Annotated in this window: 19 protein-coding genes; 8 read left to right on the forward strand and 11 right to left on the reverse strand. The window is 69.7% G+C overall.

Going from position 1 to position 15,689, the window contains the following annotated elements:
• Both FCI23_RS42850 and FCI23_RS42855 read left to right on the forward strand, forming a co-directional pair.
• On the forward strand, positions 1-1,032 hold a 1,032-nt coding region (locus FCI23_RS42850), incomplete at its 5' end, for a DEAD/DEAH box helicase (RefSeq protein WP_136729474.1).
• A gap of 78 nt (positions 1,033-1,110) precedes the next feature.
• Positions 1,111-1,419 (forward strand): SCO5918 family protein, encoded by a 309-nt coding sequence (locus FCI23_RS42855; RefSeq protein ID WP_136729475.1) that lies wholly within the window; start codon positions 1,111-1,113, stop codon positions 1,417-1,419.
• Between the two features lie 9 nt (positions 1,420-1,428).
• Here FCI23_RS42855 and FCI23_RS42860 read toward each other — a convergent pair whose 3' ends face one another.
• Positions 1,429-1,866, reverse strand: a complete 438-nt coding sequence (locus FCI23_RS42860) for a VOC family protein (protein WP_136729476.1) — start codon at positions 1,864-1,866, stop codon at positions 1,429-1,431.
• A 32-nt stretch (positions 1,867-1,898) separates the two neighbouring features.
• Positions 1,899-2,093, reverse strand: a complete 195-nt coding sequence (locus FCI23_RS42865) for a hypothetical protein (RefSeq protein WP_136729477.1) — start codon at positions 2,091-2,093, stop codon at positions 1,899-1,901.
• 77 nt (positions 2,094-2,170) lie between these two features.
• Here FCI23_RS42865 and FCI23_RS42870 point away from each other — a divergent pair, with 77 nt between their 5' ends.
• The 4 genes from FCI23_RS42870 (at position 2,171) to FCI23_RS42885 (ending at position 6,129) form a co-directional block, all read left to right on the forward strand.
• Positions 2,171-3,733, forward strand: coding sequence for an SDR family oxidoreductase (locus tag FCI23_RS42870; protein WP_136729478.1), 1,563 nt, complete (start codon positions 2,171-2,173; stop codon positions 3,731-3,733).
• A 185-nt stretch (positions 3,734-3,918) separates the two neighbouring features.
• On the forward strand, positions 3,919-4,383 hold the full coding sequence (locus FCI23_RS42875) for a MarR family winged helix-turn-helix transcriptional regulator (protein ID WP_136729479.1): 465 nt from the start codon (positions 3,919-3,921) through the stop codon (positions 4,381-4,383).
• Positions 4,380-5,300, forward strand: coding sequence for an ATP-binding cassette domain-containing protein (locus tag FCI23_RS42880; RefSeq protein ID WP_136729480.1), 921 nt, complete (start codon positions 4,380-4,382; stop codon positions 5,298-5,300). The genes FCI23_RS42875 and FCI23_RS42880 overlap by 4 nt, the downstream gene beginning before the upstream one ends.
• Complete coding sequence (locus tag FCI23_RS42885; RefSeq protein ID WP_136729481.1) at positions 5,260-6,129, forward strand: ABC transporter permease; 870 nt, start codon at positions 5,260-5,262, stop codon at positions 6,127-6,129. The genes FCI23_RS42880 and FCI23_RS42885 overlap by 41 nt, the downstream gene beginning before the upstream one ends.
• Positions 6,130-6,187: 58 nt before the next feature.
• On the opposite strand, the gene FCI23_RS42890 is transcribed toward FCI23_RS42885, so the two are convergent.
• From FCI23_RS42890 to FCI23_RS42910, 5 genes are all read right to left on the reverse strand, one after another.
• Positions 6,188-7,423 carry a cytochrome P450 gene (locus FCI23_RS42890; protein WP_136729482.1) on the reverse strand — a complete coding sequence of 412 codons (1,236 nt, stop codon included), beginning with the start codon at positions 7,421-7,423 and terminating at the stop codon, positions 6,188-6,190.
• A 54-nt stretch (positions 7,424-7,477) separates the two neighbouring features.
• Positions 7,478-8,845, reverse strand: a complete 1,368-nt coding sequence (locus tag FCI23_RS42895; RefSeq protein ID WP_407646110.1) for an NAD(P)/FAD-dependent oxidoreductase — start codon at positions 8,843-8,845, stop codon at positions 7,478-7,480.
• A 16-nt stretch (positions 8,846-8,861) separates the two neighbouring features.
• Positions 8,862-9,110 carry a ferredoxin gene (locus FCI23_RS42900; protein ID WP_136729503.1) on the reverse strand — a complete coding sequence of 83 codons (249 nt, stop codon included), beginning with the start codon at positions 9,108-9,110 and terminating at the stop codon, positions 8,862-8,864.
• 104 nt (positions 9,111-9,214) lie between these two features.
• Positions 9,215-9,895: a hypothetical protein gene (locus FCI23_RS42905; RefSeq protein WP_136729484.1), complete on the reverse strand. Its 681-nt coding sequence runs from the start codon at positions 9,893-9,895 to the stop codon at positions 9,215-9,217.
• Positions 9,896-10,033: 138 nt separating this feature from the next.
• Positions 10,034-11,218, reverse strand: a complete 1,185-nt coding sequence (locus tag FCI23_RS42910; protein ID WP_136729485.1) for an MFS transporter — start codon at positions 11,216-11,218, stop codon at positions 10,034-10,036.
• A 149-nt stretch (positions 11,219-11,367) separates the two neighbouring features.
• On the opposite strand from FCI23_RS42910, the gene FCI23_RS42915 reads away from it, so the two are divergent.
• Positions 11,368-12,165, forward strand: a complete 798-nt coding sequence (locus tag FCI23_RS42915; RefSeq protein WP_136729486.1) for an SAM-dependent methyltransferase — start codon at positions 11,368-11,370, stop codon at positions 12,163-12,165.
• Positions 12,166-12,282: 117 nt separating this feature from the next.
• On the opposite strand, the gene FCI23_RS42920 is transcribed toward FCI23_RS42915, so the two are convergent.
• From FCI23_RS42920 to FCI23_RS42935, 4 genes are all read right to left on the reverse strand, one after another.
• Complete coding sequence (locus FCI23_RS42920) at positions 12,283-12,681, reverse strand: hypothetical protein (RefSeq protein ID WP_136729487.1); 399 nt, start codon at positions 12,679-12,681, stop codon at positions 12,283-12,285.
• 53 nt (positions 12,682-12,734) lie between these two features.
• Positions 12,735-13,634 (reverse strand): restriction endonuclease fold toxin-2 domain-containing protein, encoded by a 900-nt coding sequence (locus tag FCI23_RS42925; protein WP_136729488.1) that lies wholly within the window; start codon positions 13,632-13,634, stop codon positions 12,735-12,737.
• A gap of 197 nt (positions 13,635-13,831) precedes the next feature.
• Complete coding sequence (locus FCI23_RS42930; RefSeq protein ID WP_136729489.1) at positions 13,832-14,230, reverse strand: hypothetical protein; 399 nt, start codon at positions 14,228-14,230, stop codon at positions 13,832-13,834.
• 31 nt (positions 14,231-14,261) lie between these two features.
• On the reverse strand, positions 14,262-14,609 hold the full coding sequence (locus FCI23_RS42935; RefSeq protein WP_169317208.1) for a hypothetical protein: 348 nt from the start codon (positions 14,607-14,609) through the stop codon (positions 14,262-14,264).
• Between FCI23_RS42935 and FCI23_RS42940 the strand changes: the two genes are divergently transcribed.
• Positions 14,514-15,689: a cytochrome P450 gene (locus FCI23_RS42940; RefSeq protein WP_136729491.1), complete on the forward strand. Its 1,176-nt coding sequence runs from the start codon at positions 14,514-14,516 to the stop codon at positions 15,687-15,689. The genes FCI23_RS42935 and FCI23_RS42940 overlap by 96 nt on opposite strands.

Genomic DNA, 15,689 nt, shown 5'->3' on the forward strand with positions numbered 1-15,689 from the left:
GCCACGGTGGTCGGCGGTATGTCGATCGGCCGGCAGTCCAGTGCGCTGCGCGGCGGCGCCGAGGTCGTTGTCGCGACCCCGGGACGGCTCAAGGACCTGATCGAACGTGGCGACTGCCGCCTGGACCAGGTCGCCATCACCGTTCTGGACGAGGCCGACCAGATGGCCGACATGGGCTTCATGCCCCAGGTCACCGAGCTGCTCGACCAGGTGCTCCCCGGCGGCCAGCGGATGCTGTTCTCGGCCACCCTGGACCGTAACGTCGACCTTCTGGTCCGCCGTTACCTGCACGACCCGGTGGTCCACTCGGTGGACCCCTCGGCGGGCGCGGTCACCACGATGGAGCACCACGTACTGCATGTTCACGGTGCCGACAAGCACGCCACCACCACGGAGATCGCGGCCCGCGACGGCCGGGTGCTCATGTTCCTGGACACCAAGCACGCGGTGGACCGGCTCACCGAGCACCTGCTGAACAGCGGGGTACGGGCGGCGGCGCTGCACGGTGGCAAGTCCCAGCCGCAGCGCACCCGCACCCTCGCCCAGTTCAAGACCGGTCACGTCACGGTGCTGGTGGCCACCAATGTCGCGGCCCGGGGCATCCACGTCGACAACCTCGACCTGGTCGTGAATGTGGACCCGCCCAGCGACCACAAGGACTATCTGCACCGTGGCGGTCGCACCGCCCGCGCAGGTGAGTCCGGCAGCGTCGTCACCCTGGTCCTGCCCAACCAGCGCCGTGAGATGACCCGTCTGATGGCCGACGCCGGCATCACCCCCCAGACGCACCAGGTCCGCTCCGGTGAGGCCGAACTGAGCCGTATCACCGGCGCCCAGGCCCCGTCGGGTATTCCCGTCACCATCACCGCACCGGTGGCGCAGCGGGCCGAGCGCGGCGACTCCTCGGCCCGTGGCCGGCGCAGCCGCCCCGCTCGGGGTCGCCGCTCCTCCACATCCTCCACATCGTCGGCATCGTCCCGGACGCGGACCGACACCACGCAGTCCCGGTCCGCCCTCAGCGGCGCTGCCTGAAACCCGAGCCGACCCGCCTACGGGCGGGTCGGCCGGGCAATCCCGTTCCGGCTTTCTCCCACACCCTGCTGAGGCACTATGCGCTGCGTCATCGCCCGCTTCTCCTTCGACCTGGTCAAGAGTGAGGTGCAGGAATCGATGAAGGGCATCAAGCCCGAACCCGTCACGGGTGCGTCCGTGATCATCGGCCGCCGTGCCTACCCCATCAAGCAAGTGGGTGAAGTGATCACCAAGCAGGACCGCCGCGACTTCTCCTCCAGCGAAGTCATCAGGGCGCTGACCCGCCTCGGCTTTACATGCCGCACTCTCCCCGAGCCGGCTCCCGCCGCTGTCCTCACCCCCATCGAGACGGCATCAGCACTGCTCGGATCCCCGGCCCAGATGTGACGACCGCCGTCACACGGCGAACACCTGCCCGTCGTCGGCGAATGCCTTGAACTCCAGGGCGTTGCCCGCCGGGTCGAGCAGGAACATGGTCCACTGTTCGCCCGGCAGCCCCTCGAAGCGCAGGTACGGCTCGATGACGAAGCGGGTGCCGGCGGCGCGCAGCCGGGCCGCCAGGTCGTGGAACTCCGGGACGGTCAGGAGCAGCCCGAAGTGCGGTACGGGTACGTCGTGACCGTCGACCTCGTTGTGGGCGGTTTCGCGGCGCCCGGGGGCGAGATGGGTGACGAACTGGTGGCCGCGCAGGTTCCAGTCGATCCAGGTGTCGGAGCTTCGGCCCTGGGCGCAGCCGAGGATCTCGCCGTAGAAGGTACGGGCGGGCTCCAGTGCGTCCACGGGTACGGCCAGGTGGAAGCGGGGCAGGGGCGGCGGGGTGGGCGGCGATGACATTCGGTCCTCCTGCGGTACAACGGGCTGTTGGGCTATGGGTTTGTTCGGCTGACGGGGCGTTCGGCCCGGTCCGGCTGGGCCTGCCACCCCGGGCGGACGATGTCGGTCCGGATCCGGGAGCCCGCCGGCGGGCCGACCAGACCGACGAAGTACAGCTTCTCAAGACCCAGCGGCACGTGGACGGTACGGCCCTCGCAGCGCTCGACGCCGGCCACGACCTTGATCACGACCTGCGGTTGCGTGCGCCGGCCGCACGTCCAAGGATGGGATGAGGGGAAGCGGTTGCTGCCTGCTGGAGGCGGACATGAGCCCGCAGCGTCTGACCGGCGTGGGCGCCGATGACCGGCCGCTGCGCTGCCTGGTGACCGGGGCGACCGGCTACATCGGCGGCAGGCTGGTGCCCGAGCTGCTGGCGGCGGGCCATGCCGTGCGCTGCCTGGTCCGCTCGCCCGGCAAGCTGCGCGCTCACCCCTGGGCCGGACGCGTGGAGTCCGTGCGCGGGGACGTGACGGACGGGGACCGCGTCGGTGCGGCGATGGAGGGCATCGACGTTGCCTACTACCTGGTGCATTCGCTGGGTACGGGGTCCGGTTTCGAGGAGACCGACCGCCGCGCGGCCCGGCTGTTCGGTGAGCGGGCGAGCGCTGCGGGGGTCCGTCGGATCGTCTATCTCGGTGGGCTGACTCCGGCAGGGGTGCCCGAACGTGAGCTGTCGCCGCATCTGCGGTCCCGGGCCGAGGTGGGACGCATCCTGATCGCCTCCGGGGTGCCGACCGCCGCGCTGCGGGCAGCTGTGATCATCGGCTCGGGTTCGGCGTCGTTCGAGATGCTGCGCTATCTGACCGAGCGGCTGCCGGCGATGGTGACGCCGAGCTGGGTGAGCACCCGGACGCAGCCGATCTCCGTCCGCGACGTGCTCCGCGCACTGGTGGGGTGCGCGCGGCTGCCGTACGACGTGAACCGCACATTCGACATCGGCGGGCCGGACGTCCTCACGTACGAGGGGATGATGCGGCGGTACGCGGCCGTCGCGGGCCTGCCGAAACGGCTCGTCATCCCCGTGCCGGTGCTCTCGCCACGGCTGTCCAGCCTCTGGGTCGGCCTGGTCACCCCCGTTCCGAGTGCCGTCGCGCGACCGCTGGTCGAGTCGCTGCGGCACGAGGTCGTCTGCGCCGAACACGACATCGCGCGCTATGTGCCGGACCCTCCGGACGGTCTCCTCGGGCTGGACCAGGCTCTGCGGCTGGCTCTCAACCGTATTCGCGACGCCGATGTGGCCACCCTCCCGGACTCCGTCCGGGGGACCCCCAGGTCCTCCGCCTCCGTGCCCGGTGCGCCGAGCGATCCACTGCCGACGGATCCCGACTGGGCGGGCGGAAGCCTCTACACGGATCATCGCGAGCGCGCCGTCGACGCGACGCCGGAGGCACTGTGGCGGGTGGTGGAGGGCATCGGGGGTGAGAACGGCTGGTATTCCTGGCCGTTGGCCTGGGCCCTGCGGGGCTGGCTCGACCGGCTGGTGGGCGGGGCCGGCCTGCACCGGTACCGCCGGAACGCGACACGGCTCAGGGTCGGCGACCGCCTGGACTTCTGGCGGGTGGAGGAGATCGACCCCGGCCGGCTGCTGCGGCTGAGGGCCGAGATGCGGCTGCCGGGGCTGGCCTGGCTGGAGCTCCGGATCGACAAGGACCCGACAGGCAGGACGGTCTACCGGCAGCAGGCCCTCTTCCATCCGCACGGCCTCGCCGGTCACGCCTACTGGTGGGGCGTCTCCCCCTTCCACGCCGTGGTCTTCGGCGGCATGGCCCGGAACATCGCGGCCAAAGCCGAGGCGAGCGCGAGCGCCGTCGCCGTCGGCCCGGCCTGACGGGAGCGGGGGTTGGCCCTTCCGGCCGCGTAGCGTAGCCAGCTGCGCAACGTGCGAGCCGCTGGATCCAGCAGCGGATGTCGCCGCGCGAATGGCAGGCCACGACCGACGGTGCGGTCCTGGCCGACGGTACCGCCGGGGCTCGCTCTGGACATTTATCTCTGCAACAGAGGTAAAATGAAAACATGTCCGACCCCGGCTTTCCCAACGATCTCGGCGAGGTGCTGGCCGGTATCCAGCGACTGGTGCGCCGCAGGCTGCGCGGTACTCTGCCCGGCCCGCGGGTACGCGGTGCGCAGGTCGAGTTGCTGAGGCTGGTGCGCGACCGCCCGGGTATCGGCGTCTCCGCGGCGGCCAGGGAGCTCTATCTGGCGGGCAATACCGTATCGACGCTGGTCAATCAGCTGGTGGCGGCGGGAATGCTGCAGCGGGAGACCGCTGCCGACGACCACCGCGTCGCGCTGTTGCACCCCACCCCGGAGGCGGTGCGGCGGCTGAGCGCCTGGGAGGAACGGCGCAGCGCACTACTCAGGGAACAGGTCGAACTGCTCGATGAGGAGCACCGGACCGCGCTGGCCGCGGCGCTGCCGGCGCTGCGCAGGCTCGCTCAGGGTCTGCAGGACGAGACAGGACCAGGAGGAGGCGCATGAACAGTGTCGAGGAGGCCGTGGTGTGCACGGGCCTTGAGTACGCGTTCGGTGGCACTCTGGCGGTGGACGGGCTGGATCTGTCCGTCGCGGCCGGTGAGGTGTTCGGACTGCTGGGCCCGAACGGGGCGGGGAAGACTACGGCGATCCGGGCCATGACGACCCTGCTCCCAGTGCCGTCCGGCATGGTGCGGGTGTTCGGGCACGATGTTGCCCGGCAGAAGATGGCGGTGCGGCGCCTGCTCGGCTACGTACCGCAGGCACTGTCCGCCGACTCGGGTCTGACGGGCCGCGAGAATGTGGCGCTGTTCGCCCGGGTCTTCGATGTGTCCCGGCGCGAACGCACCGCACGGGTGGCCGCGGCACTGGACGCGGTCGGGCTCGGCGGCGCGGCCGACCGGCTGGCCGGGACGTACTCCGGGGGCATGGTGCGGCGGCTGGAGCTGGCACAGGCGCTGGTGAGCGCCCCACGGCTGCTCGTACTGGACGAGCCGACGATCGGGCTGGACCCGATCGCCCGGACCAGCGTGTGGGAGCGGATAAGCGAGATACGCGCCGCCACCGGCATGACGGTGCTGGTGACCACGCACTACATGGACGAGGCCGACCAGTACTGCGACCGCGTGGCGTTGATGCACCGGGGCAGCATCCGCGGTCTCGGCACACCGGAGCAGCTCAAGGCCGAGGTGGCCGGCGAGCGACTGGCCGCAGCCGCAGCCGCAGCCGCAGCCACTGCCGCAGCCTCTGCCTCTGCCTCTGCCTCCGGCGAGACCGAGCCCGAGAGCGATCCCGTGCCTCCGACGTTGGAGGACGTCTTCCGGCACTTCGCCGGTGACGGCATGGCCGGGGGCCCCGACGACCAGACAGAGAGGTTCCGCGATGTCCGCCGTACCCGCCGTACCGCCTCCCGCGTCGGCTGAGACTCAGACTGAGGCTGAGCCTGACGGGCTGCGGCTGCTGCTCACGCCGCCGCTCGCCCGTACCGGCTGGCAGGTCGTACCCGCCCGGGTGGTCGCGATGTGCGTGGTGGAGCTGCAGAAGCTGCGCCACGACCGCAGTGAGCTTTACACCCGGGCCATCCAGCCGGCGCTGTGGCTGCTGATCTTCGGGGAGACCTTCACCCGGCTTCGCGCCATCCCGACCGGGAACGTCCCCTACCTGGACTATCTGGCACCGGGGATCATCGCCCAGTCCGCGATGTTCATCGCGATCTTCTACGGCATCCAGATCATCTGGGAGCGGGACTCCGGCGTCCTCACCAAGCTGCTGGTCACCCCGACCCCCCGGGCCGCGCTGGTCATGGGGAAGGCCTTCGCCTCCGGGGTGAAGGCGGTCATCCAGGCCGTGGTGGTGATCGTCATCGCCGCACTGCTCGGGGTCGCCCTGACCTGGAACCCGCTCCGGCTGCTCGGCGTCGCCGCTGCGGTGGTCCTCGGCTCGGCGTTCTTCTCCTGCCTGTCCGTGACCATCGCCGGGATCGTGCTCACCCGCGACCGGCTGATGGGTATCGGCCAGGCCATCACCATGCCGCTGTTCTTCGCCTCCAACGCCCTGTATCCGGTCGCGCTGATGCCGGGCTGGCTCAAGGCCATCAGCACCATCAATCCGCTCAGCTACCAGGTGGACGCCCTGCGCGGGCTGTTGCTGGGCACCTCGGACCACCTCGGCAGGGATTTCGGTGTCCTGGTGCTCGCGGCCGCGCTCGCGATCGCCGCGGCCTCGTCACTGCTCGGACGGCTGGCCCGCTAGGGCCTTTCCGGCGGATCATGAACGGCCCCTTCGCCGCCGCGCGGCGTGCGCCCATGGTTCAGGCACGGAGGCCGTCGAACGCGATGTTCAGGTGACGGGGTCCGCGCAGGACAGCGTTCTGGCGGTAGGGAGGCGGGTCCTCCACCAGGCGGGGATTGCCGAGCCTGCGGGCGAGCTCGGTCAGGGCGAGTTGTGCCTCCAGGCGGGCGAGGGGCGCGCCGAAGCAGTTGTGGATGCCGCTGCCGAAGCCGAGGTGCTGGTTGTCCCTCCGGTCGGGGTCGAAGCGGTCGGGGTCGAGAAATCGTTGCGGGTCCCGGTTCCCGGAGGCCAGGACGAGCCAGACGGAGGCGCCCATGGGGATGGTGGTGTCGGCGATGTCGATGTCGGCGAGGGTGGTGCGCTGGGGAAGCAGTTGCACGGGGGGCTCGAAGCGCAGGAGTTCTTCCACGAGCGGGACGGCCAGCTGGGGGTCGTCCCGCAGCCGCTTGAGTACGTCCGGGTTGCGCAGGAGGGTGAGCATCCCGTTGGCGATGAGGTTGACCGTGGTCTCGTGGCCGGCGATCAGGAGCAGGGCTGCGGTGCTGAGCACCTCCATCGGGGTCATCTGCCCGTCCGGGCCGTGCCCGGTGACCAGGGCGGAGAGCATGTCGTCGCCGGGTGCGCCGCGGCGTTCGTCGATGAGCCCGGACAGGTACACGCCCAGTTCGGTACGGGCCTGCTGGGCGACGCGGCGCCGCTCGCGGGGGTCCTCGTCCGGGTTGGGGTCGAGGCTGGCGGCGATGGTGTCGGCCCAGGAGTGGAAGCGTGCCTCGTCCTCGTGTGGGATTCCGAGCAGCCGGCAGATCACGGTCACCGGGAAGGGATAGGAGAAGTCATCGACGAGGTCGACCTGGTTGCGGTCTCCGAAGCCGTCGACGAGGTCGGAGACGATCCGGGCGAGTTCGCCGCGCATGTTGTAGACGCGCCGGGGTGAGTGCGGCGGTCCGAACGGGCGCATCGTCATACGGCGCAACCGGTCGTGCTCGGGAGGGTCGAGCCTCAGGAAGGACGGCGGCAGAGCCGTCGCCTCCTCTTCCTGGGGGAGCGCGCCGGCGGCCTGGGGGGAGAGGTTGCGGACGTCGGAGCTGATCCGCGGATCGTGCAGCAGGCTCTCGATCTCCCAGTAGGTACTGACGACGAACAGACCGTCTCCCTGCTGGGACACCGGCGTCTTACGGAGCTCGGCGTACAGAGGGTAGGGGTCGGCGCGGTTGGCGTAGTCGGTGATCTGCCGCAGGAGCGTGCCTTGCGTCATGGTGGCGTCCTTGTGGGCGTTGGACAGCGGGCTTCCGGGTTCCCCGTGCCGCGGTCAGGCTCGGGCGGGGGTGAAGGTGATCCGACGGTCGGTCGGCGAGTAGCCGCTGAGGGTGACGGACGGCCCATGGGTGGGCAGGGAGGGGTCGGGGAAGCCGGCCGGGACGGGTCGCAGACCTTCGGGACGGCGGTCCACCGTGGGGAATGCCGGCGGGAACGGCGCGGCCGTTTCGATCAGCCGCTGGTAGAACTCCAGCCACTTCGTCTGGTCGAAGGTGACGGCGGCGATGACGCGGCCCTGGTATCCGTACACCCCGGTGAAGCGGCGCTCGGCGAGTGACCCCTGGGCGATCAGGACCTCCTCGCCCAGCGACGGGACGCCGACCGACTTGATGCTGACCCCGAACTGGGAGGACCAGAAGGCCGGCACCCACAGGTGCGGACGGCGGTCCGAACTGGCGCTGATCATGTTGTGCGCCGCGATCTCGGCCTGCGCGACGGCATTGCCCCAGTGTTCGAGGGACAGGAACTGGTATCCGAAGAGCGCGTGCGGGGACCGTGCGACGTCACCGGCGACGAAGATGTCGTCGGTCACGATGCCCCGTACATCGAAAGCGCGGCATCCGGCGTCGCAGGCGATTCCCCGGGGTCCGGCGCCGAGACCGGATTCGGCCAGCCACGCGGTGTTGCGCGTCGCGCCGAGCGAGACCACCGCGACATCGGCGTCGACGGTGCTGCCGTCGGACAGGTGGGCGCTCCGCAGGCGTCCTGCCGAGTCGCCCTCCAGCCCTGTGACCATGACGCCGCAGCGCAGGTCCACGCCGTGTTCGCGTTGCAGCTGCGCGGCCGCCTCGCCGACCACGCCGCCGAGCGCGCCCACGAGAGGCGCCGCGGCGCGTTCGATGACGGTGACCGGCAGCCCGAGCTCGCGGCAGGCCGATGCGATCTCCGAGCCGGTGAAACCGGCGCCGATGACGACCACCCGGCGGGGTGCCGCCGTCAGCCGCCGGTGCAGCTTGGCCGCGTCGTCACGGGTACGCAGTACGAAGACGCCGTCCAGGTCGGCTTCTGTCTCATGGGGCCACGGCCGGGCGTGAACGCCGGTCGCGATCAGCAGCCGGTCGTATTCCACCTGGTCGCCGTCGGCCAGGCGCACCCGCCTGGCCGCTATGTCCAGCCCGGTGGCGGCGACACCGAGCCGCCAGTGCGCCCCGAGTTCCATGCGCCGGGGGAGCGCGGTGTGGTCGGCGGACGCGTTGCCCAGCAGGACCTGTTTGGACAGCGGCGGCCGGTCGTACGGCTCGTGGGGCTCGTCGCCGATCAGCGTGAGTGAGCCGGTGAAGCCCTCCTCCCGCAGGGTCTCCGCGGCGCGCAGGCCGGCCAGGGAAGCCCCCACGATCACGATCCGTCCTTCACGCCTCATCCACTCCAGGAAGCTGTCACCGGACACTGGACAGCCTCTCCTTGGCGGTGCCGGTGGCGGTGGCGGGCGCATCGTCCAGGTCGTCCACCAAGATGGCCTGGACCGGACACGCCGCGGCGGCGCGCGCCACATTCTCGCGCTGTGTGTCGTCGGCGTGGGGGTTGTACATAAGCGCCTCGTCGCCGTGCATGGCGAATACATCGGGTGCGAGGAAAGCGCACTGCGCGTATCCCTGGCACCGGTTGAGATCGACGACAAGCCTCATCAAGGGGCCGCCCTTCCAGTAGTCCTCCTGCCCCAGCATGTGAGTGCCGCCGGGGTTCCGCGAGCACGGGTGGGCCAAAGGAGTCATCAGTCGAAAACACACGGTCAAAGGGCTGTTCGCGACTCGGCGGCCAACGCGGGCTGTGGTCGGAAACTGGCCACAAGCAGGTGGAGGCTGACAACCAGAGCCCATAGGGGGAAGACCAGTTCGGACCAGGCGATGCTGTCCGCCACGAGGAGCAGCGTCAGCGCGACCGGACAGCCCAGGAGGGAGAGCCAGCCCGGAAGGACCCGGAACCGATGCCCGATGGAGGAGGTCGAGACGGTGAATACCGCGGCCATGCGCATCGAATAGGTCGTCAGAAGGCTGTAGGTGAGGTGATGGCCGAAGGACCACATTTGCGGCTCGGAACCTGTCCCGTACGCGTCCGCCGTGGCCAGCAGGCTTCCGGCTGCCGCCGCGGCGCCGAAAAGAGTCGCCACGAATACCAGACCGCTGCCCAGGAAGACAGTGGCGAAGAACTGGTCCTCGGCCTTTCCGATACGCGCGCGCACAGCGCCCATGAACCACAGGAAGAAGATGCCCGCGAAGGGAATCAGGCGGAGCGCCGTCTGTACCGTGCGCCGACGCGAGGGATCGGTCAACCAGACGTCGCCCGCGTTGCCCGGCCTCTCCGGTATCGCCAGCCGGATCAGAATGATGGCGGCAGCGAGCAACAGGGCGAAGATGATCCCTACCAGTCCTGCGGCTCGTGGAGTGCGCAGAGCCTGACTTTTCCTCTCCATGGGCGCCCAAGGCTCCTTCTCCCACGGCCAGGTCGCGCAGGCGACATATCAGCTGCAGCGGCCGGACAGGCCCTACGACCAGCAAGCACCCGCGCCCGTGACCGCGCCACCCGGGCCGCCCACGCGGGTGATGAAGGCCTACGGACGCGGTGCCGGATCCGTCCGGCGCACCGCGGACGGGACTTCCCGCGTGCCCGGGGTCTTGGCCTGCAGCCGGGCCAGCAGGAAACAGGGCAGGCAGACCGCGGCCATGGCCAGGAACGCCCAGTGCGGGGAAGCCGCGTACAGGGGGCCGGCGGCGGCGGTGATGGCCGCGACGCCGAGGCTGATCGCCAGGGCGGTGTAGAGCGCTTGGGCGGTGGCCCAGAGCTCCTTGGGGACGTGGCTCTGCACGGAGCGCGCGTGGGCGATGTGGGTCAGGGCGAAGGAGCCCGCGTGCAGCGTCTGCGAGAGCACGACGAACGCCAGCGGCAGCGGCGCGGCGAGCAGGCCCCAGCGTAGGACGGAGATGGCCGCGGCGGCCGCGAAGAGCACGGGGACCGAGCGGTGGCCGAGCAGCGGCCCCGCGTACTTGAACAGCAGGAGCTCGCATCCGACGGCCAGCGCGAGCATCAGACTCACGTTGATGCTCGATATGCCGAGCCGGGTGAAGTACTCCGCGCCGAAGGCGTAGTACGCCGCGTGCGCTCCCTGGAGCAGCACGGAGCTGCCGAGGCTGAGGGCATAGGCGCGGTTTCGCAGCAGACGCCGGCGCCCGCCGCCCGTCGCGGTCACCCGGTCCGCCGGGAACCCGGCGGGCCGGACCACGTCGGCCAGCGCGAGCAGCAGGCAGCCTACGACGAACACCCGGACCAGCGCGCCGTCGCCGTACTGCCGCCCGACGACACCTGACACGCCGAGCCCGACGATGAACCCCGCCGAACCGAAGTAGCGGACGCTCCCGTAGTCGACCTTTCCGCTCGCCGCGCCAATGGTGGCGAGGGTCTCGCTGAGCGGCATCAGCAGGGGATAGCTGATGCCGACCAGGATCGACACCCCGATCATCGAACCGAAATGAGGATGCGTCAGGTACAGCGTGCTCAATCCCGCCGCTCCCCAGGCCAGCGCTTGTGAAAGCCGCCGCAGCGAGGTCACCCGGCACAGCAGCGGGTACACGAAGGCGATGGAGAACGAGCGCGCCAGCAGCCCGACCGTGACGATCGCGGTGACGTCAGTCGCACCGAACCCCGAGGCGAGCAGCCAGATCCCCCAGTAGGAGAGATACGAGCTCCAGGTCAGGAAGAAGAGGAAGAACCGGGCCGACAGCCACACTCTGAACGACATCTCAGGATGATCGCGCACCCGGACTGAATCATGTGAGGTCAGGGTGGCCGGGACCGGGTGTGGGCATCACATCGAATTCCGGACATCCTGATCGCCGAACGGCAGAATGAAACCGGTGCCGCCGAAAAGAAGACGCGAAGGAGAACCACATGCCCGCTGAGCCCGTCGAGCTGGATCAGGGCGTCGCGCACAATGCCCGGGTGTGGAACTACTGGTTGGGTGGCAGGGACAACTATCCCGTTGACCGTGAGGTCGGCGACCAGGTGTCCTCGATGTTCCCCAGCATCAGCCAGGTGGCGCTTGCCGACCGGCTGTTCCTGGGGCGCGCGGTGCGGTATCTGGCTGGTGAGGCGGGGATCAGGCAGTTCCTCGACATAGGCACCGGCCTGCCGACCGTCGAGAACACCCACGAAGTAGCCCAGCGGGTAGCTCCGGAGGCCCGCATCGTCTACGTCGACAACGACCCACTCGTCCTGGCACACGCCCGCGCCCTGCTCGCCAGCGCCCCCGAAGGGGTCACCGACTACATCGACGCGGACGCCCGCGACCCGGACGCGATTGTGCGAGGCGCAGCGGAGACACTGGACCTCACCCGGCCGGTGGCCATCATGATGCTGGGCATCCTGAACTTCATCACTGACACCCGCGAGGCGCAGGCGACCGTGGAACGGCTGCTGGAAGCTGTCCCCTCCGGCAGCTATCTGGCGATCACCCACCCCACTCTCGAACTCGGCGGCGAGGCGAACGCCGCAGCCATGCGGTTCTGGAACGAGAACGCCAAGCCTGCGATCGTGGCCCGCAGCCGTGAAGCGGTCACTCGTTTCTTCGACGGCCTGGAGATCGTGGAGCCGGGCCTCGTATCGTGCTCGCGCTGGCGGCCCGAGGCCACGCCCGGGGGCGAGCCCGACACTGTGGCGCAGTTCGCCGCGGTCGCGCGTAAGCCGTAAGCCGTAAGCCGGACGGGCCCTCAACGCTTGGCAGCCGGTGGGCCATGCGGTCGGCCATGCGGACCGCCAGCATCAGCCCGATGAAGAGATACGACACCAGGGACAGCCCCGCCGCCCTCAACAACTGGACCGAGGCCCGCTCCGCGCGTCAAGGAGTTCTCGGACGTTGTCCGCTGTGGCGCCAAGGGGAACGGGGACGGTGTCGGGGTTGGTCTCGACCATGGCGACAGCAGGAGTACCGGCGGGGAGGAGGGCCAGGAACCAGACGATGGTGTCGGTCCAGAAGGCGGGCGGGGCGTCGCTCAGAATGAGGTGGCTGTGGTCGAAGTAGCTGCCGTGCCTGCGCTCGCCGTCGAGGTCGACCTCGAACGCGAGGTAGTCGTGGTCGCCGACCGGCTCGTACTCGGCACTGGTCAGGACCTCGAGATAGCGCTCGCGGATCCGTACCTCGAACTCCTCGATCGTCAGGGGCCAGCTTGTGCCGGGAGATGCCGCGATGAAGATGGCGTCCTGCATGACCGTTGCTCTTCCTCTTCGTTATCCGGAGTTCGTTCCTCGGAGTGTGCCGACTATGGCACATAGCGGACGTTGCTCTTGACGTGGTTCGTGGCGCAGAGGTACTGCCAGTAGCCGACGGTCGACTGGTCGTTCGTGTCGACCTCCAGGTACTGGGCATGGTTCGCGGGGTTGTCGATGGCCGTCTGGTACCGGCTCATTTCGCTGGAGTCCTTGCCCAGCAGCAGGTTGGTGTTGAACGCGTTCTCCTGCAAGCCCTGGAGGGTGCGCGGACTGCAGCCCTGGTTCCGCACGTTCTTCGCGTCGACGATCGCGCCGTCGGTGGGACGGAAGCCGTCCGCCCACACCGTCTGGCCGTTCGCGCCGCTCATGAGGCGTTCGGGGCTTCCGGCGACGCGCACCTGGTACGCCCGGTCCGCTGCGTTGCCGTAGTTCGGGTCGCGCGACGCGCAACTCGCCCACACCCGCGCCGCCTGGCGCAGCTTGTCCGGATCGCCCTGCGGCCAGAACTTCCCGATCACCGGGATCTCGTGCACCTCCTTGGAGCCGGTGACCATCGGCAGACTGTTGTACGCCTCGTTGGGCTCGCACTGTTGCTGTTGCGCGGACGGGGACAGCCCGGAGGAGGTGCTGACCTTCCCTGTCAGCGACGCGGCGATGGCATCATCAGCGGCCAGGTAATTCGTGGCCATGGCCAGCAGGCGACTGGAGATGGTGGCCGTCCCCTGCCCGGCCGTACCGATCGCCTTGACGATCGTCCGCGCTGCGGGCTCGTACTTCGCTGCGAAGGAATGCGCGGTGCCGTCATCCCCCGCCATACCGGCCGAGGCGCTCAAGTCCCCGGCAGTGCCGGTGGCGATGTTGTAGACGAAGTCCTTGGTGTCCAAGAACTGGACGGACGACCTGAATACGGTGTCCGGGTCGACCTGATAGCCCGCGACAGGTGTGCCCATCGTTATCCACCCCCGTGTATGCAGAAGCTCCCCGTTGTAGCTGGGTCATGACCACAACAAACGTCATCGAGCGTACTCGGAGGGGTGCGTCGCATAGCCGACTCGTCGTGCCGAACGAAGTCTCCTTTGCGTCCATTTGGTAATTCATTGACCGAGCCGTCTTGGCCCTCCGGCTGACGGTCAGAGATCCGTGGCGATCAACGGCGAAGGCTCTCCCGTTGTACTTCCCGCGACACCACGAAGCCATCACCCTCACAGGCGTCGAGCACACGCGGGCTCTCGCGCGTCCAGAAGTAGAAGTTCCGGCCATCGACGCGGAACCCCACGCCGGAGGTCCCGAACAACCCTCGGCACGGGAAAACCTCGGCGATCTCTTGGGCCGACCACTGCGTCGGTCCAGCTACCAGCGCACCGAACAGCCGGACCCTCAGACGGATCCGGCCGGCCTCGACCGTGAGCTCGCCGAACGGCCACGTCGCGTTGAGCCGCCCCGCCTTGAACGGGCCAAGCACCGCCGGAACATTCGCCCCGCCAATCAGTCTCATGCGGCAGATCATTCTCCCCGGTCGGAAAGAATTCCAGATCGCCGCAGCCATCTGTCGTCCGGCCCGTACCGGACTCGTCGGCTCAGCACGCCGTTTGCAGGTGATCGGCGTGAGTGATGGCCGGGCCTGCGGTGGTCACGTCGTTGTCGGGAGGGCAGTCGCGGCAGCGGCCGGGTTCGGCCGCGCGGAAGGGGCGTTCGCGGCCGCCGTCGCAGGTCTGCCAGGGCAGGACGGCCGGTGTGGCGATCGGGTCGGGCGCCGCCCTCGTCCCTGCCCCGGAGTGGTTGTTACCCTCGATTGTGATCGGTTTCCCAAAGCCCGGCCGGGGCTCGCGGTGAGCGCCGGCGGCTCCTTCCCGCTCGGTGCCGTGACCACTCTCGCCGAACTCGCCCGGGATCCGCACCCGCGACTGGCGCTGCTCCGTGCCCATGAGCCCGTGTCCTGGCTGCCCGAGCTGGACGGCTGGCTGGTGACCCGTCGCGACCTCGCGCTGAACGTGATGCGCGACGCCGCGACCTTCACCGTCGACGACCCCCGGTTCTCCACCGCGCAGGTCGTCGGGCCGAGCATGCTGTCCCTCGACGGTGACCAGCACACCCGCCACCGCGAGCCCTTCACCGCTCCCTTCCGCCCCCGGGAGGTGCGTGACGGCTTCGCCGGGTTCATCGAGCGCGAGACCGACCGGCTGATCACCGCACTGGAACAGGCGGGCGCCGCCGAACTGCGTCGTGCCTTCGCCGGCCCGCTCGCGGTCGCCGTCGTCACCGAGGCACTCGGCCTGGAAGGCACCACCGCGGCCACGGTGCTGTCCTGGTACGACGCCATCGTGCGGTCGGTCTCGGAGATCACCGCCGGACACGAGGCCGCGCCCGCCGGAACGGCGGCATACGCGCAGCTGCGGGCCGCTGTGGAAGCCACCGTCGCCGACGGGGGCGGTACCTCGCTCCTCGTCTCCGCCGCCGGGCGGCTCACGCTGCCCGAGGTGGCGTCCAACGCCGCGGTGATGATGTTCGGCGGCATCGAGACCACCGAGGCGATGATCACCAACGCGCTGCTGCACCTGCTGGAACGCCCGGACCAGCTCGCTCTCGTCCAGTCCGACGCCGACCTGCTCGACGGCGCGATCGAGGAATCGCTGCGCCTCGAACCCGGCGCTGCGGTCGTCGACCGCTACGCCACCCGTGACACCGACCTCGGCCCGGCCACGATCCGCCGGGGTGACCTGGTCACCGTCTCCCTGGCCGGTGCCAACCGCGACCCGGCCGTCTTCCCCGCCCCCGACCTCTTCGACGTCCGCCGTGAGAACGCGCGTCTCCAACTCGCCTTCGCCCACGGCCCGCACCACTGCCTCGCCGCGCACCTCGCCCGGCTGGAGACCCGCATCGCCCTCCAACGACTGCTCGGACGACTCCCCGCCCTGCGCCTCGACCCGGACCGCCGCGCCGCTCCGTACGGTCTGGTCTTCCGCAAGCCGCCCACCCTGCACGTGCTGTGGGAGAGCCGTAACTGA

This window comes from Actinacidiphila oryziradicis, assembly GCF_005047355.1.
In the GTDB taxonomy this organism is placed as follows: domain Bacteria; phylum Actinomycetota; class Actinomycetes; order Streptomycetales; family Streptomycetaceae; genus Actinacidiphila; species Actinacidiphila oryziradicis.

Excerpts from the sequence above, each read along its gene's own strand:
- FCI23_RS42880 (WP_136729480.1), top strand. The coding sequence starts at position 4,380 with ATGAACAGTGTCGAGGAGGCCGTGGTGTGCACGGGCCTTGAGTACGCG.
- FCI23_RS42875 (WP_136729479.1), top strand. The coding sequence starts at position 3,919 with ATGTCCGACCCCGGCTTTCCCAACGATCTCGGCGAGGTGCTGGCCGGT.
- FCI23_RS42895 (WP_407646110.1), bottom strand. The coding sequence starts at position 8,845 with ATGAGGCGTGAAGGACGGATCGTGATCGTGGGGGCTTCCCTGGCCGGC.
- FCI23_RS42855 (WP_136729475.1), top strand. The coding sequence starts at position 1,111 with ATGCGCTGCGTCATCGCCCGCTTCTCCTTCGACCTGGTCAAGAGTGAG.
- FCI23_RS42925 (WP_136729488.1), bottom strand. The coding sequence starts at position 13,634 with ATGGGCACACCTGTCGCGGGCTATCAGGTCGACCCGGACACCGTATTC.
- FCI23_RS42870 (WP_136729478.1), top strand. The coding sequence starts at position 2,171 with ATGAGCCCGCAGCGTCTGACCGGCGTGGGCGCCGATGACCGGCCGCTG.
- FCI23_RS42915 (WP_136729486.1), top strand. The coding sequence starts at position 11,368 with ATGCCCGCTGAGCCCGTCGAGCTGGATCAGGGCGTCGCGCACAATGCC.
- FCI23_RS42860 (WP_136729476.1), bottom strand. The coding sequence starts at position 1,866 with ATGTCATCGCCGCCCACCCCGCCGCCCCTGCCCCGCTTCCACCTGGCC.
- FCI23_RS42890 (WP_136729482.1), bottom strand. The coding sequence starts at position 7,423 with ATGACGCAAGGCACGCTCCTGCGGCAGATCACCGACTACGCCAACCGC.
- FCI23_RS42885 (WP_136729481.1), top strand. The coding sequence starts at position 5,260 with ATGTCCGCCGTACCCGCCGTACCGCCTCCCGCGTCGGCTGAGACTCAG.
- FCI23_RS42935 (WP_169317208.1), bottom strand. The coding sequence starts at position 14,609 with ATGGGCACGGAGCAGCGCCAGTCGCGGGTGCGGATCCCGGGCGAGTTC.
- FCI23_RS42910 (WP_136729485.1), bottom strand. The coding sequence starts at position 11,218 with ATGTCGTTCAGAGTGTGGCTGTCGGCCCGGTTCTTCCTCTTCTTCCTG.
- FCI23_RS42900 (WP_136729503.1), bottom strand. The coding sequence starts at position 9,110 with ATGAGGCTTGTCGTCGATCTCAACCGGTGCCAGGGATACGCGCAGTGC.
- FCI23_RS42920 (WP_136729487.1), bottom strand. The coding sequence starts at position 12,681 with ATGCAGGACGCCATCTTCATCGCGGCATCTCCCGGCACAAGCTGGCCC.
- FCI23_RS42905 (WP_136729484.1), bottom strand. The coding sequence starts at position 9,895 with ATGGAGAGGAAAAGTCAGGCTCTGCGCACTCCACGAGCCGCAGGACTG.
- FCI23_RS42930 (WP_136729489.1), bottom strand. The coding sequence starts at position 14,230 with ATGGCTGCGGCGATCTGGAATTCTTTCCGACCGGGGAGAATGATCTGC.